At 70.4% G+C, this 18,653-nt stretch carries 21 protein-coding genes; 8 read left to right on the forward strand and 13 right to left on the reverse strand.

From position 1 onward, the window contains the following. Positions 1-167: 167 nt before the first annotated feature. Positions 168-770, reverse strand: a complete 603-nt coding sequence (locus ACWD4O_RS28150) for a sugar O-acetyltransferase (RefSeq protein ID WP_451283967.1) — start codon at positions 768-770, stop codon at positions 168-170. A gap of 108 nt (positions 771-878) precedes the next feature. On the opposite strand from ACWD4O_RS28150, the gene ACWD4O_RS28155 reads away from it, so the two are divergent. Together ACWD4O_RS28155 and ACWD4O_RS28160 are read left to right on the forward strand one after the other, a co-directional pair. Continuing rightward, positions 879-1,457 (forward strand): PH domain-containing protein, encoded by a 579-nt coding sequence (locus ACWD4O_RS28155; RefSeq protein WP_451283969.1) that lies wholly within the window; start codon positions 879-881, stop codon positions 1,455-1,457. A 153-nt stretch (positions 1,458-1,610) separates the two neighbouring features. Beyond that, positions 1,611-1,943 (forward strand): hypothetical protein, encoded by a 333-nt coding sequence (locus ACWD4O_RS28160; RefSeq protein ID WP_451283971.1) that lies wholly within the window; start codon positions 1,611-1,613, stop codon positions 1,941-1,943. 80 nt (positions 1,944-2,023) lie between these two features. Here ACWD4O_RS28160 and ACWD4O_RS28165 read toward each other — a convergent pair whose 3' ends face one another. Together ACWD4O_RS28165 and ACWD4O_RS28170 are read right to left on the reverse strand one after the other, a co-directional pair. Then, the gene (locus ACWD4O_RS28165) at positions 2,024-2,926 is read right to left on the reverse strand and encodes a GyrI-like domain-containing protein (protein ID WP_451283973.1); all 903 of its coding nucleotides are present in this window, start codon (positions 2,924-2,926) and stop codon (positions 2,024-2,026) included. Between the two features lie 249 nt (positions 2,927-3,175). Beyond that, positions 3,176-3,541 carry a winged helix-turn-helix transcriptional regulator gene (locus ACWD4O_RS28170; protein WP_451283975.1) on the reverse strand — a complete coding sequence of 122 codons (366 nt, stop codon included), beginning with the start codon at positions 3,539-3,541 and terminating at the stop codon, positions 3,176-3,178. Positions 3,542-3,637: 96 nt separating this feature from the next. Between ACWD4O_RS28170 and ACWD4O_RS28175 the strand changes: the two genes are divergently transcribed. Further along, the gene (locus ACWD4O_RS28175; protein ID WP_451283977.1) at positions 3,638-4,519 is read left to right on the forward strand and encodes an NAD(P)-dependent oxidoreductase; all 882 of its coding nucleotides are present in this window, start codon (positions 3,638-3,640) and stop codon (positions 4,517-4,519) included. A 67-nt stretch (positions 4,520-4,586) separates the two neighbouring features. On the opposite strand, the gene ACWD4O_RS28180 is transcribed toward ACWD4O_RS28175, so the two are convergent. Next, positions 4,587-5,036, reverse strand: coding sequence for a carboxymuconolactone decarboxylase family protein (locus ACWD4O_RS28180; protein ID WP_451283979.1), 450 nt, complete (start codon positions 5,034-5,036; stop codon positions 4,587-4,589). 83 nt (positions 5,037-5,119) lie between these two features. Between ACWD4O_RS28180 and ACWD4O_RS28185 the strand changes: the two genes are divergently transcribed. Beyond that, positions 5,120-5,998 carry a sigma-70 family RNA polymerase sigma factor gene (locus ACWD4O_RS28185; protein ID WP_451283981.1) on the forward strand — a complete coding sequence of 293 codons (879 nt, stop codon included), beginning with the start codon at positions 5,120-5,122 and terminating at the stop codon, positions 5,996-5,998. A 77-nt stretch (positions 5,999-6,075) separates the two neighbouring features. Here the strand turns inward: ACWD4O_RS28185 and ACWD4O_RS28190 are convergent, their stop codons facing one another. Together ACWD4O_RS28190 and ACWD4O_RS28195 are read right to left on the reverse strand one after the other, a co-directional pair. Continuing rightward, positions 6,076-6,303 carry a tautomerase family protein gene (locus ACWD4O_RS28190; RefSeq protein WP_451283983.1) on the reverse strand — a complete coding sequence of 76 codons (228 nt, stop codon included), beginning with the start codon at positions 6,301-6,303 and terminating at the stop codon, positions 6,076-6,078. A gap of 98 nt (positions 6,304-6,401) precedes the next feature. Next, a complete protein-coding gene (locus ACWD4O_RS28195; RefSeq protein WP_451283985.1) occupies positions 6,402-7,181 on the reverse strand; it encodes an SDR family oxidoreductase in 780 nt (259 codons plus the stop codon). Between the two features lie 195 nt (positions 7,182-7,376). On the opposite strand from ACWD4O_RS28195, the gene ACWD4O_RS28200 reads away from it, so the two are divergent. Next, positions 7,377-8,249 carry an MmyB family transcriptional regulator gene (locus ACWD4O_RS28200; RefSeq protein WP_451283987.1) on the forward strand — a complete coding sequence of 291 codons (873 nt, stop codon included), beginning with the start codon at positions 7,377-7,379 and terminating at the stop codon, positions 8,247-8,249. Positions 8,250-8,362: 113 nt separating this feature from the next. Continuing rightward, entirely contained in the window at positions 8,363-8,821 is a 459-nt protein-coding gene (locus tag ACWD4O_RS28205; protein ID WP_451283989.1) for a MarR family transcriptional regulator, read from the forward strand. 128 nt (positions 8,822-8,949) lie between these two features. On the opposite strand, the gene ACWD4O_RS28210 is transcribed toward ACWD4O_RS28205, so the two are convergent. Then, positions 8,950-9,546 (reverse strand): hypothetical protein, encoded by a 597-nt coding sequence (locus ACWD4O_RS28210; RefSeq protein WP_451283991.1) that lies wholly within the window; start codon positions 9,544-9,546, stop codon positions 8,950-8,952. Positions 9,547-10,084: 538 nt separating this feature from the next. Here ACWD4O_RS28210 and ACWD4O_RS28215 point away from each other — a divergent pair. Continuing rightward, positions 10,085-11,545, forward strand: coding sequence for an MFS transporter (locus tag ACWD4O_RS28215; RefSeq protein ID WP_451283992.1), 1,461 nt, complete (start codon positions 10,085-10,087; stop codon positions 11,543-11,545). Positions 11,546-11,795: 250 nt separating this feature from the next. Here the strand turns inward: ACWD4O_RS28215 and ACWD4O_RS28220 are convergent, their stop codons facing one another. The 6 genes from ACWD4O_RS28220 to ACWD4O_RS28245 form a co-directional block, all read right to left on the reverse strand. Next, positions 11,796-12,737 (reverse strand): SDR family NAD(P)-dependent oxidoreductase, encoded by a 942-nt coding sequence (locus tag ACWD4O_RS28220; RefSeq protein ID WP_451283994.1) that lies wholly within the window; start codon positions 12,735-12,737, stop codon positions 11,796-11,798. 116 nt (positions 12,738-12,853) lie between these two features. Further along, positions 12,854-14,092, reverse strand: coding sequence for a cytochrome P450 (locus tag ACWD4O_RS28225; RefSeq protein WP_451283996.1), 1,239 nt, complete (start codon positions 14,090-14,092; stop codon positions 12,854-12,856). A 48-nt stretch (positions 14,093-14,140) separates the two neighbouring features. Next, complete coding sequence (locus ACWD4O_RS28230; RefSeq protein WP_351911183.1) at positions 14,141-14,335, reverse strand: ferredoxin; 195 nt, start codon at positions 14,333-14,335, stop codon at positions 14,141-14,143. Positions 14,336-14,352: 17 nt separating this feature from the next. Further along, positions 14,353-15,558 (reverse strand): NAD(P)/FAD-dependent oxidoreductase, encoded by a 1,206-nt coding sequence (locus tag ACWD4O_RS28235; RefSeq protein WP_451283998.1) that lies wholly within the window; start codon positions 15,556-15,558, stop codon positions 14,353-14,355. A gap of 57 nt (positions 15,559-15,615) precedes the next feature. Beyond that, the gene (locus tag ACWD4O_RS28240; protein ID WP_451284000.1) at positions 15,616-16,356 is read right to left on the reverse strand and encodes an SDR family NAD(P)-dependent oxidoreductase; all 741 of its coding nucleotides are present in this window, start codon (positions 16,354-16,356) and stop codon (positions 15,616-15,618) included. A 56-nt stretch (positions 16,357-16,412) separates the two neighbouring features. Beyond that, positions 16,413-16,805 carry a carboxymuconolactone decarboxylase family protein gene (locus ACWD4O_RS28245; RefSeq protein WP_358804603.1) on the reverse strand — a complete coding sequence of 131 codons (393 nt, stop codon included), beginning with the start codon at positions 16,803-16,805 and terminating at the stop codon, positions 16,413-16,415. Between the two features lie 178 nt (positions 16,806-16,983). Here ACWD4O_RS28245 and ACWD4O_RS28250 point away from each other — a divergent pair, with 178 nt between their 5' ends. Further along, positions 16,984-18,621: a flavin-containing monooxygenase gene (locus tag ACWD4O_RS28250; protein WP_451284002.1), complete on the forward strand. Its 1,638-nt coding sequence runs from the start codon at positions 16,984-16,986 to the stop codon at positions 18,619-18,621. Positions 18,622-18,653 lie beyond the last annotated feature (32 nt).

Below are 18,653 nucleotides of genomic sequence, written 5' to 3' on the forward strand. Positions count from 1 at the left end.
ATCCCACTCCGCGTTTGTCAGGTCTCCGCGTCCCATCCAGTCAGCCTGCCCCCAACACCCCACTCACGGAGGGAGGTCCGAGAAACAGCGCCTAGCCCACCTCGGGCAGCCAGCGGATCGGGGGCGTCCAGGTTCCGCGTCAGGGTGGAAGTCCGCCACCTCCGGTGCTACTGCTCGGCGGTACGCGTGGCGAGGTCCTCGTCCGTGATCGGGCGGAGCACCCGGCAAGGGGTTCCGACCGCGACGGTCATCGGGGGAATGCTGCGGCTGACGACACTGCCGGCGCCGATGACCGACCCGTAGCCGATGCGGACGCCCGGCAGGACCACCGCATTGCTGCCGATCCACACCTTGTCCTCGATCACGATCGGTTCCGAGAACCGTCCGAAGTCGACGCGTCGTGAGGGATGCACCGGGTGCCCCGTCGTGGTCAGCGTCACGCTGGGCGCGATCATGACACCGTTGCCTATGCGGATGTCCACGTCGTCGACGAACGTGAGGTTGACGTTGCCGAAGAAGTCGTCGCCGATATGGACGTTGCTGCCGAACCCGGCGTGGAACGGCGGCAGCAGCACCGTGCGTTCACCGACCGAGCCGAAGATCTCGACGAGCAGCGCTCGACGCTTGTGCGGTTCGCTCGGCGGCGTGTGGTTGTATTCGAAGATCTGATCGGTGCGGCGCCGAGGGGCCTGGAACGCCGCTTCCGTCTCGTTGTAGACAAGCCCCTTGGCGATCCGGGCCAGCACTTCTTCCTCATGAGCATGCGCCACAGTGGAACGCTCCCTTCGTCCAATCTTCTCGGGCACAGGCCCGGCGCACCCCGGCCGACCGCGCGTCCAGAGCCTATGCCGACCGCGAGGAGGCCATGATCCGCTTTGTTGACCGATGCGGACGGGCTGGTCCTGGAGGAACCGCGTTCATCGACGTTGACCGCCGCACCGTGGCCTGATATTCACTCAGGAACAGGAGGGGGACCCGCGTTGTCGACGCTCCCGAGGAAGTACCGGATCCCGAACAGCATGATCAGGTACACGATCTTCGCGGCGGCCGTGATCTCTGGGACGATCTACGCGATCCCCTGGGGCTTGGGCTTACCCGGCTCGACATCGGCCCTGATCACACTTGCGAGTGTGGCGGCCATCCTCATCATCGTCGTCCGGATTCTGCGGCTGGGCACGGTCGTGTCCGCGGACGGGGTCACTCGCCGCGGCATTCTTGGCGACCGGCACCATCCATGGTCGGACGTCCACGAGCTTGAGGTGATCGACCGGAAAGTCGTCCACATGGCGTACGGCTTCCAGGTCAGCTCGCGCTACGTGGTGACCGTCGCCGTCGGTCAGCGGCGCCGACGCAAGACCCTGCTGTTCCTCGACGAGCGCGGCTTCGCCACCGCCGGCCAGTTCCGCGCGGAACTCGACACCGTCGCCGCCTTGTGGGATCAACGGCGCGAGGCGTGAACCTGACCCGCGTCACGGAGGGCCCGCATCGCGGAGGGACCGCGCCAAGGAGGGCCCGCGCCAAGGATGGGCGATCCGGGGCGAGTTCGCCCGTCGGGCTTGATCGTTCACGGTTGTGGCATCCGCTCGATGATCTCTAAATCTTTACGCGGGATGACCCTGACGCGCAGAACGATCCTCACGGGCGAGTACTCCTTCAACCCCGTGCGTAAACACGCCGGCGGCATCATGTGGTACGGCGACCCGCTCTACGTCGTCGACACCTACAAGGGTCTGCGGGTGTTCGACCTGAGCACCATGTTCAAGGTCGCCACGGCGGAGAAGGACGTGTGCGGTCTGCACACCGACGGCCAGTACTACGGCTACGGCTACCAGTACGTCCTGCCGCAGAGTCACGCCTACGACAACGCCGGAACCTACCTGCGCTACACGACGATCGGGCTCGACCACGCCAGCAGCCCCGACAGCCTAGTGATCAGCGAATAATCCTCCTCCGGCACCGTCAGTTACACCGACGGCGCCTTCATCGGCACCGGTGAGGGCAGCGCCGAGTACCCCGACAAGCGCTACGTCCACGCGGTCCGCGCGGGCGGCTCGTAGGGTCGGACCTCCTCTCGCTCCACGGGAAGCCACAGTTCGGCATCGGCCTCGGTCTTGTCCGCGGACAGGCGGGTGTGGAGGATCTCAGGGCCGGGGCGGCTGCGATACGGGTTGGACGGGAACCACTCCGTGAACACGTCCCGCCACAGGTTCTGGATGGCCTGCGGCACCGGCCCGGAGACGGTGAAGACCGCCCAGGAACCCGCCGGTACGGACAGGACGGCCGTGCCGTCGGGAGCGTCCGCGGACGTGATCACCCCTTGGTAGTAGTCGAGTTCGGTGCCTTCGGCGCGGCTCGGGTCCAGGTCGTCGCAGACCGCGACGATGCCCCGTGGCTCCTGGTCCGACAGCTTCTCCAGGCGCTCCAGGGTCTGCGGTTCGATCCCGCGGACGAAGTCGATGATCGCCTGGTTCGGTCCCGCGTGCACCAGTGGCACCCGGGCCTTGAGGCCGGCGACGGTGAAAGCCGGCCTGTCCACTACGCGATAGCGCATGCTGCTGCTCCCTTCGATGGTGAGGCGGAAGGTCAACCGGGGCTGGGAGACGAGCGCGGCACCGGTGCGCCGGGCCTCGCCCGGCCCGACGCCGTGCATGGCACGGAACGCCCGGGCGAACGCCTCACCCGAGCCGTAGCCATAGCGCACCGCGATCTCCAACAACGGCTCACGGGCCGCGAGCACTTCGGCGCCCGCGACGGTGAGCCGCCGGCGTCGCACGTACTCCGACAGCGGCGTGCCCGCCAGCGCCGAGAACATCCGGCGCAGGTGGTACTCCGAGGTGGCCGCGATGCGCGCCAGCTCCGCCACGTCGATGGTCTCGTCGAGGTGGGCCTCGATGTGATCCATGGCCTGGTTGAGCCGCTCCAGCATTCCGGGTCCCCTTCCTTCGTGTTCACCACGCTAGGCAGCCGCTCCCCCGCCCGGCCCGACATCCTGTGCCCGATCAAGTCGGGTGGCCGCCGCGCTCATCGCGCTGCTTCGCGCTGCGGCCCCCAGCCGTTGCCCACGACCCGCACCGCGCGCTGACCCGAGAACACCGCAACCAGGCCGTCGGGGCCCACCTCGACGAGACCATCGACGTGGCGAAGCCGTTGACCAGCGCGCGTCCTCCCGGCAGCCTCACCGAGTCGCCGTCTCCTCCGTCCGCCCGCCCGTCGGCCGCTCGCGTCCCCAGGCGGCCAGCGGCTGGAGTGCCTCGTTGAGGCGTGTGCCGTCCTCGGTCAGCGAGTACTCGACGCGGGGCGGCACCTCGTCGTAGGAGACGCGGTGCACGACGCCGTCCGCTTCCATCTCACGCAGGTGAGAGGCCAGCACCTTCTCGGTGATCCCCGGGAGCAGTCGGCGCAGTTCGCCGAAGCGGCGGCAGGGGTGCTCGTGGAGCGCCCAGAGGATCAGCACCTTCCACTTGCCGCCGATCACCTCCATCGCGGCGTCGATCCCGCAGATGTGTCCGTCCGGTGCGCCCGGCCGGTTCAGCGTCGTCATGCCCCACCCTTCCGACGTGCTCACTCACCTCAGAGTAACCACCCACTCCCAAGTGCGTACTTGATCGTTTTCGGAGCTGCGACCAGCCTGATCGACATGACACACCACACTGTTGAGAAGACCCCCGTCACACTGCTGGGCCTCGGCGCGATGGGCACCGCGCTGGCGCGCGCCTGGCTTGCCGCGGGCCACCCGCTCACCGTCTGGAACCGCACTCCCGCCCGCGCAGCGGCGCTCGCCACCGAGGGTGCGCGGGTCGCGGACAGCGCCGCCGAGGCGGTCGCGGCCGGCACGCTGATCGTCGTCTGTCTGTTGGACGACGCCTCGGTCGACGAGGTGCTGGCCGGCGCCGACCTCGCCGGGAAGGACCTGGTCAACCTCACCACCAGCACCCCGGCCGAGGCCCGCGCCCGCGTCGAACCGGTCCGCGGGCGCGGCGCCCGTTACTTGGACGGCGGGATCATGGCCGTTCCTCCGATGATCGGCGTCCCGGGAGCGGGCAGTTATGTCTTCTACAGCGGCTCGCGGGAACTGTTCGAACAACACCGGGACACGCTGAGCGTCCCGGCCGCCACTGCCTACGTCGGCGTGGACGCGGGCTTCGCGGCCCTGCACGACGTGGCCCTGCTCAGCGCCATGTACGGGATGTTCGCCGGCGCCGCGCACGCCTTCGCCCTGATCCGGAAGGAGGAGATCGACCCCGCTTCGCTCGCCCCGCTCCTCGCCGGCTGGCTCGTCGCGATGGCCCCGGCGGTTCACCAGACCGCAGCCCAGCTGCGCAGCGGGGACTACACCCAGGGCGTCGTCTCCAACCTGGCCATGCAGGTGGCCGGCACACCGACCTTCCTGAACACCGCCGAGGAGCAGGGCGTCAGTCCGGAACTGCTGCGTCCCTACTTCGACCTGATGCGCCGTCGCCTGGCCGAGGGCAGCGGCGCGGAGGACCTGACCGGCGTCGTCGACCTGCTCGTACGCTGACCGGTCGTTGCGGGGCGTGGCCTCCTGGCGGGGTCCTGGCCTCCTGGCGGGTGACGCCCCGGCCGACTCACCAGGTCTTGCCGGCCTGTTCCCGGATCGTGTGGTTGATCCGATTGAAGAAGTTGGTGATCGAGATGTTCAGGATGATCGCGGACAACTGCTGCTCGTCGAAGTGGTCGGCGGCGGCGTCCCAGATCTCGTCGGTCACGCCCGGTGCGCCGTCCTGGATCCGGGTGGCGGCTTCGGCCAGTGCGAGGGCCGCCCGCTCCTCCTCCGAGAAGAAGGGCGTCTCGCGCCAGGTGGCCACACTGTGGAGCCGCTCATCGGTCTCTCCGTGCTTCTTCGCCGACCGGACCCCGGCGAACACACACGGGGCGCAGCCGTTGATCTGGCTGGTCCGCAGGTGGACCAGTTCGAGCACGAGCGGGTCGACGCCGGCGGCTGGAATCGCCTTGTTGAGCTGCTGGATCGCCCCGATCACCTGGGGATCGCCCGGGCTCTTCATCCGTGTTTCCATCGGTGCTGCTCCTTCATCGGTTACCTGTGGCCGTTCGGGCCCGTCATCACCCATGACGGAGCAGCACCGAGGAAGGTAACAACATGTCCGACAGCAGCCCCACGAATCCGGTGGCCGAGGCGTTCGACGCCCAGCGCGACCGGCTGTGCGCGGTCGCCTACCGCATGCTCGGATCACACGCCGACGCCGAGGACGTGGTCCAGGAGGCGTGGCTGCGGCTCTCCCGCCAGGACACGGCGAGCATCCACAACCTCGCCGGCTGGCTGACCACGGTGGTGGGCCGGATCAGTCTCGACGTGCTGCGATCGCGCCAGTCGCATCCCGAGGCGTCCTACGACGCCCGGCTGCCCGAGCTCGTCGTGGCGGTGGACGACGGTCCTGCGCCGGAGGACGACGTGGCGCTCGCCGACTCGGTCGGGCTCGCGCTGCTGGTCGTCCTCGAGTCGCTCGGGCCGAGCGAGCGGCTCGCGTTCGTGCTGCACGACCTGTTCGCGGTGCCCTTCGACGAGATCGGCCAGATCCTCGGCAAGTCCACCGCCGCCACCAAGATGCTCGCCAGCCGAGCCCGCAGGAAGGTGCAGGCGACGGACCGGCCGACGGCCGTCGGGCAGGAGCAGCGAGAGGTCGTCCGGGCGTTCCTGGCAGCCGCTCGCGGCGGTGACTTCGACGGGCTGCTGCGGGTGCTCGACCCCGAGGTGAAGCTGACCGCCGACACTCCCGACGGCGTGGTCGTCACCATCGGCGCGACCCGGGTCGCCGCCGGCGCGCGGTTGGCCGCCCGCGCCGCCCTGCGGGGACGTGCGGTGCTCGTCAACGGCCTTCCCGGGGTGGTGTCGTGGCATGCGGACGGCAGCCCGCTCTCGGTCCTCGCCTTCACCGTCGCCGACGGGCGGATCACCGACATCACGGCCGTGACCGACCCGGCCAGGCTCGCGTCGATGGAGCTGCCCGATCCTGACTGAGCCACCGCGCCGCCGGTCGCCGACCGGGCAAGGACATCGGGCGGGCCGGCGTCGTCCGCAGGCGCCGACCGCAGGCGTCAGCCCTCGGGCGATTCCTCGGGCGATTCCTCGAGCATGGCGAGCGTCAGGACGTTGCCGCCGATGCCCCAGCCGCCGTCGGTGACCTCCTCGACCAGGACCATGGTGTTGGCGCGGGCCCGCTCCCCGTAGATCTCGACGTACAGCTCGGTGGTGCGCGTGACGATCTTCTCCTTCTGCTTCTCGTCGAGGGTGCCGGCGGGGACCTTGAAGTTGGCGAACGGCATGACGGATCTCGTTTCTGGGATAGGGACGGGGATGGGCATGAACATGGGTATGGCGTGGAGATGGGGGTGGGGGCCACGCGAGACGGGCACCGTGGTCCTCAGATGATGCCGCCGTTGGCGCGGACGACCTGGCCGTTGACCCAGTGGCCGGCCGGGGAGGCGAGGAAGGCGACGACTTCGGCGATGTCGGCGGGGGTGCCGAGCCGTTCCAGCGGGGGCTGGGCGGCCAACCGGGCGATGGTCTGCTCGTCCTTGCCTTCGAGGAACAGGTCGGTGGCGGTGGGGCCGGGCGCGACGGCGTTGACGGTGACGTCCCGGCCGCGCAGCTCGCGGGCGAGGATCATCGTGAGCGCTTCGACGGCGCCCTTGCTGGCGCTGTAGGCGCCGTAGCCGGGAAACGCCAGGCCCACCACGGACGTGGAGAACATGATCACCGCCCCGCCGCTGCGCAGCCTCCGGGCGGCCTGCTGGGCGACGACGAAGCTCCCGCGGATGTTGGTGCGGTAGACCGCGTCCAGCTGCGCCAGGTCCAGGTCGGCGACCGGGGAGAGGTGCATCCGGCCGGCTGCGTGGACGACGACGTCGACACCGCCGAACTTCGACTCGGCCGTGTCGAACAGTGCGGCCGTCTGCTGCTCGTCCGCGACGTCCGCCTGGACGGCGACCGCCCGGCCGCCGCCCGCGGCGACCGCCGCCACGGCGGCTTCGGCCGACTCGCGGTTGCCCGCGTAGCCCACCACGACGGCGAACCCGTCGGCGGCCAGCCGGCTCACCGTCTCGCGGCCGATGCCACGGGAGCCACCCGTGACGACGGCGACGCGCGGCTGCGCGGGGTGGTCGACTGCGGCGCGATCCGCCGCGGTGTCCTGGTGTGGCATGGAGACTCCTGCGAGTAATCGAGTGGTACGGGGCCACGAGGGGTGGCCGTGGTGCGGGGCGTCGGCGTTGCCGCCGGGGGCTGCTTGCCGTGTGTCTTCATCGTGAGCCGGTGTTCCCGTCCCAGCCAGGGCTGTCCGTACCCGGGGGTTGTCATCCCCTGGCTCGCGGCTGCGGTGCGCGTCATCCTGGGGAGCGTGAACCACTCCGAACTCGCCGCGTATCTGAAGTCCCGGCGCGCCCGCATCCGCCCGAGCGAGGTCGGCCTGCCTGTGGGTCCGCGGCGACGAGTGCCCGGACTGCGGCGCGAGGAGGTCGCCCAGCTGGCGGGTCTGTCCGCCGACTACTACACCGAGCTGGAACGCGGGCGCGGCGCTCAGCCCTCTGTGCAGGTGCTCGCCGCTCTGGCCCGGGCGCTGCGTCTGAACGGCGACGAACGCGACCATCTGTTCCATCTCGCCGACCGTCCCGTGCCGCCGGCTGCGCACGGCCCGACCGCGCACGTCCAGCCCGCTCTGCTCGGCCTGCTGGACCGGCTCACCACCACCCCCGCCCAGGTCATCACCGACCTCCACGAGACAGTCGTCCAGAACGAGCTGGCCGTGGCCCTCGTCGGTCGGCATCCGACTGTTCGGGGTCCTGCGGCCAGCTTCGTCTATCGCTGGTTCACCGAGCCCGAGGCCCGTGCCGTCTATCCGGCCGAGGACCACCCCCACCACTCGCGGGTCTTCGTCGCCGACCTCCAGGCCGTCGCCGCCCGACGCGACGGGGACAGCGAGGTGCACCGGATGGTGGCCGCGCTGCGCCGAGGCAGCGAGGAATTCTCCGTCCTGTGGGACACCCACGACGTCGCCCTGCGCCGGACCGACCACAAACGCATCGCGCACCCGACCCTGGGCGTGATCGAGCTCGACTGTCACAGCCTGTTCAGCGAGGACGGACGACAGCGTCTGCTGTGGTTCACCGCGCCGCCCGGCAGCGAGGGCGCCGCCCAGCTCGAACTCCTCTCGGTCATCGGCACCCAGGACCTGTCGCCCGGCCCGACCGCATCGGAGGAGCGACGGGCCTGACCGGGCGGCGCTGCCTGACGCAGGCTGAAAAGCACGGCCTTGACCTCAAGTCGGGTTGAGTTCCTACGGTCGGTCCCAGCGAACCAGCGCAGACGACGACAGAGGGACTGGCCATGGAGTACTCGCACAGCGACACCGAACTGATCCGGCAGCCCATCGGGTACTGGAGTTGGGCCGCCTCCAAGGCGGTCGTCACCCGCATCCGGGCCTCCCTCGCCGACATGGGCACCACCCAGCCGCAGTGGTGGGTCCTCGCGCAGGTCGCACGCGCGGACACCGTCAAGACCCGTGACGAGGTGTCCCGCCTCCTCCGGAACTACCTCGACGAGGGCTCGGAGAGCATCGAGTCCGAGATCGACACAACCATCGTCCAGGGCTGGGTCACCGAGGACGCCGAGGGACGTCTGGGCCTCACGGCCGAGGGCGAGGCGTTCTACGACAAGGCCGCGGCCCTTCAGGAGGTGCTGAGCGCCGAACGGCACGCGGGCATCTCGGACGAGGAGTACCTGACCACGCTCAAAGTGCTGCAGCGCTTCATCCACAACACGGGCGGGCGGGCCTGGCACCACTGACGCGCTCGTGCAGGGTCGGCGCCGAGGTGTCGATCGCCGTCGCTGACCTGGTCGATCCATGCCCTGTGCCAGGGCAGAACGGCGTAGCCCAGCAGGATCGAGCCTTCGAGCCCAACGGCTCTCTTCGGCTACCGGCCGGCCTCGGCCGTCGCCCTGCTCGCCCGTGCGCGATCGATGCACCACACGCCCAGACCGACCAGGACGGCCGCGCCGGCCGCGTAGACCGGCAGCCACAGGGTCGTGGTGGCGGACAGGCAGTCGGCGACGGCGTCGTGGCGGTGGACGTCCTGTGCCTCGGCCAAGGCGGCGGCGTCGCGACCGGCCAGGTTCCCCAGCTCCGCCTCTGTCCGGATGCTCGCGTAGGCGCCCAGTGCGGGACAGCTGTCACGGGTGCCGGGCATCGGGAACAGCCAGTCCCAGCGCTGCAGTGCGGGAGCCAGCGCGATCGCTGCACACAGGCCGACGACCAGCGAGTACGCCGTCAGGTTCCGCGCATACGCAGACCCCAGGCCGGGCGTCCTGGTCGGCAGCCGGTAGAAGGAGAAGACCACCGCGAGCAGCGTCGCCCCGACGTACGTGGCGAACCACTGCCACGAGCCCTGGGCGAGCGCGGCCGTCAGCACGGCTGCGAGTGCGATGCCGATGACCCCCGGCTCACCGGAGGCGTCCTGGCCCGCGCCGGTGGATGCCGGGCTCCGGGTTCCTCGGGGGCTGGGATCGTCCACGGTCTCTCCTGCCTCGTTCGGCTGTCAGGATCCAGGCGCGTCGAGCCGTCGGACTGCCGCCATGCCGGACCGGCCCGAAACCCTGGCCCGTTCGGCGGACGGCGGACGGCAGACGGCGGACAGCTGCCGGGTGCCAGGTTCCGGGTGCGGATGCCGCGTGCCGCGTGCCGCGTGCCGCGTGCCGCGTGCCGGGTGCCGGGTGCCGGGTGCCGGGTGCCGGGGCAGGATCGCCGGCCATCCCACTGAGCGGGACAGGAGCTGATCGTGCATCGCGGTGCGGCCCGGTCCCTCGCCGATGGCGAAGTCACTGGTCACAGGGGTGGCGGACGGCCGATCACGGAACCGTGCCGGAGTCCGAGGCCGCTTCTTTGCGTACTTCATTGATTGTACCGACCGTTGGGTCTATCTTTCCGGCAGCCGCACCGCAGCAACCAACGGCCGTCACGCATGCCTGCGCCCGACACCGCGTCGAGCATCCCCGTCCCCGCCCGGACCAGAGCCGCTCTCCGGTCCACCGCTCATCCACGGAAGGCCGCCGATGTCCCACACCCGAACCGAAGCTCCGCAAGCCTCCGAGAGATCGCTCTCGACCACACGCAACGCGCTCGTCGTGGTCGCGCTCGTGTGGACCGTCCAACTGGTCGCGCTCATGGCCGCGTTGTCCGGCATCGCGCAGGCCGAGGTCGCGATCCACTTCCGGACCACCGAGATCGCCTGGTTCACCCTGATGACCCTGCTCACCGGGACGTTCTTCCTGCCCTTCGCGGTCAAGGCCGCGGCCCTCTTCGGCAAGAAGAAGGTGCTGCTCGTCGCCACCGGGCTGGGCTTCGTCGGCGACCTGATCGCCGCCCTCGCCACCGACTACCGCACCCTGCTGATCGGACGCGGTATCGCGGGCGTCTACGCGGCCACCGCACCGCTCGCCTACGCCATCACCCGCGATGTCTTCCCTCGCCGCTGGGTCGGACTCGCCAGCGGGATCCTCGCCGGCGGTGTCGGCCTCGTCGCCTTCGGCGGACCGTTCCTGTCCGGCTGGCTCCTGGACGACTACGGCTTCCGTGGCGTGCTGTGGTTCATGGCGATCAGCACCGCCGTGAGCTTCGTACTGGTGGCGGCCTTCGTGCCCGAGAGCCCGATCCGCGCGGCGGGCGGCCGGATGGACTGGATCGGCGGCATCCTCCTCGGCGGAGGGATCACCGCGCTCGTCTACGCCGTCGGCCAGGGGACGCACTGGGGCTGGGACAGCGGCACGTTCACCGCCTGGGTCGCCGGGGCGCTGCTCACGCTGATCGCGTTCGTCCTGGTCGAGCGTCGCGTCGCCGAACCGCTGTTCCCGCCGGCCATGACCCGGCGTCGCTCGGTGTGGACCGTCCTGCTGGCCACCTCCGTGGCGGCCGGCTCGCTCAGCGCCGTCGGCGTCGTGATCCAGATGCTGATACTGATGCCGAAGATCCCCAACGTCTCCGAAGGCCTGGGCTGGTCCGGCACCCACAACGCCATCGTCACCAGCCCCATCAGCGCCATGATCATCGTGGCGGCCGTCGGCACCGGCTTCCTCGCCCGCCGGATGGACGCCCGGATCCTGCTCGGCACCGGCTCCGCGCTCACCGTCCTCGGCTACGGCATCGGCACCCAACTGCACCACAGCGCCCCGCAGATCGTGGGGATGGGGCTCATCGCGGGGCTCGGCACCGGCATGGTCATGGCCGTCGTACCCATCATGATCATCGAGGTGGTCACCCCCGAGGAGCAGGCCCTGGCCAACGGGGCCCAGACCCTCGGACAGGGCGTCGCCCAGATCATCGTCTCCCAGCTGGCCTTCGTCGTGATGGCCCAGCACGGCGCGATCATGCACGGCACCCAGTTCTACCTCGACACCGGCTTCACCAACGGGCTCTGGCTGGTGGTCGGATGCTGCGCCGTGGGCGCGCTGCTCGTCGCCCTGATCCCCAGGGCCAAGCGCCTCGACGAGGCCGAGGTCGGCCAGGCGGCGGCCTGACCGCACCGCTTCGGCGGGCACCGCGCGGGACCGGCTCCGCTCGCTTCCCCCCTTCTCGGCCCTTCGGCCGCGGAGGCGGAAGCGGCGGAGCCGGTCCCGCGTGGTTCGCCCTCCGCCCCGGGATCGGCCAACGGCCGGTATGCGCACAGCAGTTGCTGCCGTGCACGCGTCGAGACGCCGAGAGGGCCGGGCTGTACGCCCGGCCCTCGGTCACTGCCGTCCACGCGATGGCTGCCGCGTCCCCCGCTGTCTACGAGTTCGCGGAACCGGCGATCGGTGCGAACTGGTGCTGCAGGAACGCGCCCGACCAGGCCATCAGGTCCGACGGGACGTAGTAGCCCTTCTCGTCATTGACGGCGTCCCAGTTGCCCGCCACGTCCTCGACCGTGGCGGGGTCGCCCTGGTGGACGTAGCCCTGGGTCGAGGCGATGAAGAGGCGCGCGAAGCGGCCGGCGCCCGCGGTGTAGATCTCCCCGTTGACGGGGCAGCTCTCGTGGGCGAGATACGCCACCATCGGCGCCACCGCGTCCGACGGCATATAGGGCATGCCGGGGGCCGCCTCCGCGGGCTCCTCCTCGGGGCCGCCGCCCATGCGGGTCATGGCCGCCGGCGCGATCAGGTTGACCTTGATGCCATGGGGTTCGCCGGCCAGCTTCGCGCTGCGGGCGAGCCCGACCGTGCCCGCCTTCGCCGCCGCGTACGACAGGTTGTTGTCGAGGCCGAACATGCCGCTGGAGGTGGTCAGCACGACACGGCCGTACTGCTGCTCGACGAAGTGCGGCCAGGCGGCGCGCAGCGTGTTGAACGAGCCGACGAGGTGCACGGCGAGGTGCCGTTCCAGGTTCTCCGCGTCGACCTCCGGCAGTCCGGCCCATCGGATGATCCCCGCGTTGTTGACGAGGACGTCGATGCGGCCGAAGTGCTCGATCGCGGAGTCGACGATCGCCTGTCCGCCGGCCGGCGTCGACACGTCGTCGGTGTTGGCGACGGCCGCACCGCCCGCCGCGACGATCTCGTCGACGACTCGCTGGGCGGGGCCGACGTCCGAACCGTCGCCCTCCATGGATCCGCCGAGGTCGTTGACGACGACCTTCGCCCCGCGCTCCGCCAGGAGGCGGGCGTGGGCCCGGCCGATCCCCCGGCCCGCGCCGGTGACGACCGCGACGCGTCCTTCGAAGCTGAACTCGCTCATGCCTGACTCCTGTTGTACTGCGGTTGCGGATATGCGGATGCCGGTCCCACCCGTGCGGGCGGGACCGGCGGGCCGGCGCCGAGGTCGGGCTGCCGGGGCTCCCAGGGCTGCCGGGGTTACCAGGTCACCGGCAGCTCGCCGATGCCGAAGGCGAGCGCGTCGGCCGGGCGGAAGGCGAGTTCGTCGCGGCCGACCGACAGACGCAGGGTCGGGATGCGCCGGTAGAGGGTGCCGTAGACCACCTGGAGCTCGATGCGGGCGAGTTGCTGGCCCAGGCACTGGTGGATGCCCCAGCCGAAGGCGTGGTGGTGGTTCGCCTTGCGGGTGAGGTCGAGCTTCTCCGGCTCGGGGAACGCCTGCGGATCCCAGTTGCCCGCGGGCAGCGGGACGATGATGCCGTCCCCGGCCTTGATCTGCGCGCCCTCGAACTCGAAGTCCTCGCCGGCGATGCGCCGCTGCCCGAAGGTCGCGACGGTCAGATAGCGAAGGATCTCCTCGACCGGGCCCGCGGCGTCCCGGGTGTCCTCGATCTCGCGCAGCCGTGCGATCTGCTCGGGGTTCTCCAGCAGCAGGGCGGTGCCGAGCGTGATCATGTTCGCGCTGGTCTCGTGACCGGCGATGAGCAGGATCATGGCGAGCAGGGTGGCCTCGGGGAGGGTGAGGTCACCGGCCTTGATCCGGGCGGCGAAGTCCGAGAGCACGTCGTCGGCGGGCTCCTCCATCTTCTTCTGGAGCAGTCCGGCGAGGTAGCCGCCCAGTGCGTCGCCCGCCCGCCGGTCGTCGTCGGCCGTCTTGTCGCTCCTGGTGGCGAAGGAGGCGTGCTCCTGGAAGAAGTCGTGGTCCTCGTACGGGACGCCGAGCAGTGCGCAGATCATCAGCGAGGGCAGCGGCAGGGACAGTGCTGTCACCAGGTCCACCGGCTTGGGGCCCGCCAGCATCTGGTCGATGAGCTCGTCGGTGAACCGCTGGATGTCCGGCCGCAGCGCCTCCATCCGGGGGCGGGTGAACGGGCGGGTCATCATGCGGCGGATGCGGGTGTGGTCGGCGCCGTCGGAGTTGAAGATCGTGAGCGGGTGGTGAGGGGCGGTCTCCGCCATGGCCTTGTTCGGGTAGGGGAATCCCGGCCGCTTGTCGTCCGAGCTGACCCGGGGGTCGGACAGGATGGCGCGCTGCGCGGCGTGGCCGGTGACGAGCCAGGGGGTGCTGCCGTCCCAGATCCGGGCCCTGGAGACGGGACCCTCCTCGTTCAGGGCGCGCAGCCCCGGCGGCGGGGCGAAGGGGCACTTGGCGTCCCGGTCGTCCTGGTAGTAGTAGGTCGCCTCGTCGGCGGCTTGCCGGACGTCTGCCTCGGCCATGGGTGTTCCTCCGGTGGTGGGGTGGGGGAAGGGAAGAAGTTCGGGGGGCTATTCCTCGATGCGGATCGCCAGGGCGGGGCACACCGCTGCGGCGTTGCGCACGTCGTCGGCCTGCTCGGCCGACGGGTTCTCCTCCAGCAGGACGACGATGCCGTCGTCCTCGCGCTGGTCGAACACGTCCATGGCGGCGGCCACGCACTGTCCGGCGGCGACGCACTTCTCCTCGTCGACGACAACCTTCATGGGTCTCTCCTGACGTTTCAGTGGGTGGGGGCGGGCGTGTCGAGACCGTCGACGATCTCCTGGCGGCGCAGTCGGGCCTGCTTGGGCATGTTCCAGCCGAGAACGCCGGTGACCCGGCCGTCGACGCGGTAGCGGGCGACGAAGCGACGGGCCGTCAGGTCGCCCTCGACGACGTCGACTTCGGCGTCGGCAGGGAGGAACCCGTGCACCTGGAGCTTGGCGTCGTACTGATCGGTCCAGAAGTACGGCACCGGTGCGTACGGGCGGTCGTCGCCGAGGATCTGTCCGGCGACCGCCATGGCCTGCTCCGTGGCGTTGGTGCGGTTCTCCAGGCGGATCAGCCGGCCGAGGCTCTCGTGGTGCCAGCGGGCGACGTCGCCGACGGCGTAGACGCCCTGCGCCGCCCGGCAGCGGGAGTCGCACACCACCCCGTTGTCCAGCTCCAGTCCGCTGCCGGCGAGCCACTCCGTCGCCGGGGTCGCGCCGATCGCGACGACCACCACGTCGGCGGGCAGCACCTCGTCGCCGGCGAGCCGGACGCCGGTGACCCGGCCGCCCTCGGCGGTGAGGCCGACGACTGCGTTGCCGAGCCGGAGCCTGACCCCGCGCTCGGTGTGCAGTGCGGCCAGGGCGCCGGAGACCAGGGGGCCGACCTGTTGCGCCATCGGCGCCGACAGCGGTCCGGCGAGCGTGACGTCCAGGCCCAGGGTCCGTGCGGTGGCCGCGATCTCGGAGCCGAGCACGCCCTCGCCGACGACCACCAGCCGGGCGCCGGCCAGCAGTTCGGTGCGCAGGGCCAGCGCGTCGTCGAGGGTGCGCAGGACGTGGACGCCGGCGAGGTCCTGCGATCCGGGCAGACGCCGGGCGCGTACGCCGGTGGCGATGACGACGGCGTCCGCCGGCAGTTCCCGCCCGGATCGCGTGCGGACGCCGCGCGTCGCCGGATCCAGTGCGACCGCCGGGTCGCCCAGGACGAATTCGGCGTCGAGCGCCGACAGCAGGTCCTGGGTGCGCAGCGCGGCCCGCTCCGGCTCCCAGGCGCCGGACAGCACCTGCTTGGACAGCGGCGGCCGGTCGTACGGCGGGTGCGGCTCGTCGCCGAGCACCGTGATCCGGCCCGCGTAGCCCTTGCGGCGCAGGGTCTCCACGGTGGTCAGTCCGGACGCGGAGGCGCCCACTACCAGGACGTGGGCCGGGGCCCTGACGTCGTCCTCGATGCTCATTGTCGGCTCCAGTGCAACGGTCGGTGCGGTGTTTCCGTGGGGCGTCCGGCGGGCTGGTCAGACGAGGTAGCGCCCGCCGTTGGTGCTGAGCGTCTGGCCGGTCACATAGCCCGCCTCCTCCGAGGCGAGGTAGGCCACCGCGTACGCGACGTCCTCGGGGGTGCCGGCCCGCTTCATCGGCATCGTGGCGGCGGCCGCGTCCACGTCGATGGGGCCCTGGCGCACCAGCGGGGTGTCGATGAACCCCGGCGGGACGTGGTTGACGGTGATCCCCTTCTCGATGTACTCGATCGCCAGCGCCTTGGTGAGGCCGATGACCCCGCCCTTGGAGGCCGCGTAGTGCGCCATGGCCGGTGCGCCGGTCTGGGCGGAGGACGAGGAGATGTTGACGATCCGGCCCCAGCCCGCTTCGAGCATGTCGGGGACCAGCGCCTGGGTGACCAGGAAGGGGCCCTTGAGGTTGATCGCGATCATGCGGTCCCAGGACACCTCGCTGATGGCGGTGAAGGGTTCGTAGGCGGTCGTGCCGGCGTTGTTGACGAGGATCGTGACCGGTCCGAGCTCCTTGCGGGTGCGTGCCGCGGAGCGGGCCACCGCCTCGGCGTCGGCGGCGTCGCCGCCCACCGCGAGGGCCGTGCCGCCCGCGGCCTGGATCTCCGCGACGGTCTTCTCGGCGCCCTCGGTGTTCAGGTCCCAGACCGCCACGGCGGCCCCCCTGGCCGCGAGCACGGTCGCGATCCCGCGTCCGATGCCCCGCGCGCCGCCGGTGACGACCGCGACCTTTCCCTGCAGTGTCATGTGTGCTCCTCGTGTGTTCGGTGGGGTCCCTACGGCTGTCGTCCCGGACGGGTCGGTCAGCTCTCCAGCGCCTCGCGCGCGGCGGTGCGGGCGGCGACCGCTCGCGGGAAGCCGGTGTAGCCGCTGGAGTGGTAGACGACCTCGGCGATCTCGTCCTCGGTCAGTCCGTTCGTCAGCGCGATGCGGACGTGGGTCTTCAGCTCGGTCTCCGCCCCGAGGGCGATGAGAATGCCGAGCGTGACGAGGCTGCGGTCGCGTGGGGCGAGACCCTCGCGGCCCCACAGGGCCCCCCATACACTCGTGAGACCGATGTCGACGAGTTCCTCACCGAGGCGGCCGTCCCGCAGGTCGACGTCGCCTTCGGGGAACACGCCCGGCAGGGCGGCCCGCATGGCCTTCCAGCCCGCGGCCCGCAGATCGGTGGCTTCTTCGACGCTCTTGTCATTCATGACTGACTCCTGTTGCGCGGCTTCGCGTCCCTGAGGGAAAGTTAGACCAGACGGTCGGTACAATCAATCCACCCGGCGAGATTCGCATCCATTGAAGGAATCCAGCCCCTCCTCTACCCTCGCCTCAATATTCGATCGACCGGTCGACATATGAATCAAGGCTCACGCGGGAGAGCACATGAGCGAAACGACGAAGACGAGCCCGGCGGACCAGGGCCTGGTCGACGTACTGGTGATCGGCGCCGGAGTGACCGGCATCTACCAGCTGTACCGGGCCCGGGAGTCCGGATTCACGGCCAAGCTGCTGGAGGCGGGCGGCGGGGTGGGCGGCACCTGGTACTGGAACCGCTACCCCGAGGCGCGCTTCGACTCCGAGAGCTACACCTACGGCTACCTGTTCTCCAAGGAGCTGTGGGAGGAGTGGGAGTGGTCGGAGCACTTCGCCGGCCAGCCGGAGATCGAGCGCTACTTCAACTACGTGGTCGACCGGTTCGACCTGCGGCGCCACATCGTCTTCGACGCGAAGGTGGCCTCGGCGGTCTGGGACGAGTCGACCGGCGCCTGGACCGTGCGCACCGAGGACGGCGCCGAGCACCGGGCGCGCCACGTCGTCGCCGCGACCGGCATCCTCTCCGTGCCGTTCGTCCCCGCCATCCCGGGCCACGAGGACTTCCGCGGCGAGCAGCACCACACCGGCCGCTGGCCGAAGACCCCGGTGGACTTCGCCGGCAAGCGCGTGGCCCAGATCGGCACCGGGTCGAGCGGCGTCCAGATCGTGCCCGCGATCGCCGACGAGGTGGCGCAGCTGACGGTGTTCCAGAAGGTGGCCGACTGGCTGACCCCGCTCAACAACCGGCCGATCACGCCCCAGGAGCAGGCGGAGCTCAAGGGGGACTTCGAGTCCGTCCGGGACACCCTGAACACCTCGCCCAGCGGCTTCCTCCACCAGATCACGATGCGCTCGGGTCTCGAGGACACCCCGGAGCAGCGCCAGGAGTTCTACGAGACGAAGTGGAACGGGCCCGGCTTCACCAAGCTCTCCGAGCACTACTACGACATGACCACGAACGCCACGGTCAACGAGGAGTGGTGCGAGTTCATCCGCGCCAAGATCCGCTCCATCGTCAAGGACCCGGCGACGGCCGAGAAGCTGATCCCCAAGGGGCACGGCTACGGCGGCCGGCGGCCCCCGTTCGGCACCGGCTACTACGAGGCGTACAACAAGCCGACCGTCGAGCTCGTCGACATCAACGAGACGCCGATCGTCCGTATCACCGAGACCGGGATCGAGACCTCCGAGGGCCACCAGGAGTTCGACATCGTCATCTGGGCGACGGGCTACGACTTCGGCACCGGCGCGCTCAACCGGCTCGGGGTGCGCGGGCGTCAGGGTCTGCCGCTGGAGGAGTACTGGGCGGACGGCCCGTCGACCTACCTCGGGGTCACGACCGCGGGGTTCCCCAACTTCTACTTCCCCGGCGGACCGCACGGCGCCCTCGGCAACAACCCGCGCTACTCCGGTGACCAGGTGGACTACGTCATGGACCTGATCGTGCACGCGCGCGAGCACGGCCATCAGGTCGTCGAGGTCACGGCCGGCGCCGAGCAGGAGTGGACGGACCTCGTCAACGACAGCGCGGGTCAGTCGTCCTTCCTCAAGAGCAGTTACTTCTACGGGGCCAACATCCCCGGCAAGCCGGTCAAGCAGCTGTTGAACCCGACCGGACGCTGGAAGCTCCAGGAGCTGATCCGCGAGTCGACCGAGAACGACTTCCCGGCCTTCGCCTTCGCCAAGGCCGAGGATCCGAAGGCCTGAAGCCGACGGAACGCCCGTGCCGCCTGCGGTCA

This window comes from Streptomyces sp. NPDC002623, from assembly GCF_053592635.1.

Coding starts and splice junctions, on each gene's coding strand:
- ACWD4O_RS28170 (WP_451283975.1), bottom strand. CDS start 3,541: ATGACGACGCTGAACCGGCCGGGCGCACCGGACGGACACATCTGCGGG.
- ACWD4O_RS28230 (WP_351911183.1), bottom strand. CDS start 14,335: ATGAAGGTTGTCGTCGACGAGGAGAAGTGCGTCGCCGCCGGACAGTGC.
- ACWD4O_RS28195 (WP_451283985.1), bottom strand. CDS start 7,181: ATGCCACACCAGGACACCGCGGCGGATCGCGCCGCAGTCGACCACCCC.
- ACWD4O_RS28235 (WP_451283998.1), bottom strand. CDS start 15,558: ATGAGCATCGAGGACGACGTCAGGGCCCCGGCCCACGTCCTGGTAGTG.
- ACWD4O_RS28190 (WP_451283983.1), bottom strand. CDS start 6,303: ATGCCGTTCGCCAACTTCAAGGTCCCCGCCGGCACCCTCGACGAGAAG.
- ACWD4O_RS28240 (WP_451284000.1), bottom strand. CDS start 16,356: ATGACACTGCAGGGAAAGGTCGCGGTCGTCACCGGCGGCGCGCGGGGC.
- ACWD4O_RS28245 (WP_358804603.1), bottom strand. CDS start 16,805: ATGAATGACAAGAGCGTCGAAGAAGCCACCGATCTGCGGGCCGCGGGC.
- ACWD4O_RS28225 (WP_451283996.1), bottom strand. CDS start 14,092: ATGGCCGAGGCAGACGTCCGGCAAGCCGCCGACGAGGCGACCTACTAC.
- ACWD4O_RS28160 (WP_451283971.1), top strand. CDS start 1,611: ATGACCCTGACGCGCAGAACGATCCTCACGGGCGAGTACTCCTTCAAC.
- ACWD4O_RS28205 (WP_451283989.1), top strand. CDS start 8,363: ATGGAGTACTCGCACAGCGACACCGAACTGATCCGGCAGCCCATCGGG.
- ACWD4O_RS28185 (WP_451283981.1), top strand. CDS start 5,120: ATGTCCGACAGCAGCCCCACGAATCCGGTGGCCGAGGCGTTCGACGCC.
- ACWD4O_RS28215 (WP_451283992.1), top strand. CDS start 10,085: ATGTCCCACACCCGAACCGAAGCTCCGCAAGCCTCCGAGAGATCGCTC.
- ACWD4O_RS28180 (WP_451283979.1), bottom strand. CDS start 5,036: ATGGAAACACGGATGAAGAGCCCGGGCGATCCCCAGGTGATCGGGGCG.
- ACWD4O_RS28250 (WP_451284002.1), top strand. CDS start 16,984: ATGAGCGAAACGACGAAGACGAGCCCGGCGGACCAGGGCCTGGTCGAC.
- ACWD4O_RS28165 (WP_451283973.1), bottom strand. CDS start 2,926: ATGCTGGAGCGGCTCAACCAGGCCATGGATCACATCGAGGCCCACCTC.
- ACWD4O_RS28175 (WP_451283977.1), top strand. CDS start 3,638: ATGACACACCACACTGTTGAGAAGACCCCCGTCACACTGCTGGGCCTC.
- ACWD4O_RS28220 (WP_451283994.1), bottom strand. CDS start 12,737: ATGAGCGAGTTCAGCTTCGAAGGACGCGTCGCGGTCGTCACCGGCGCG.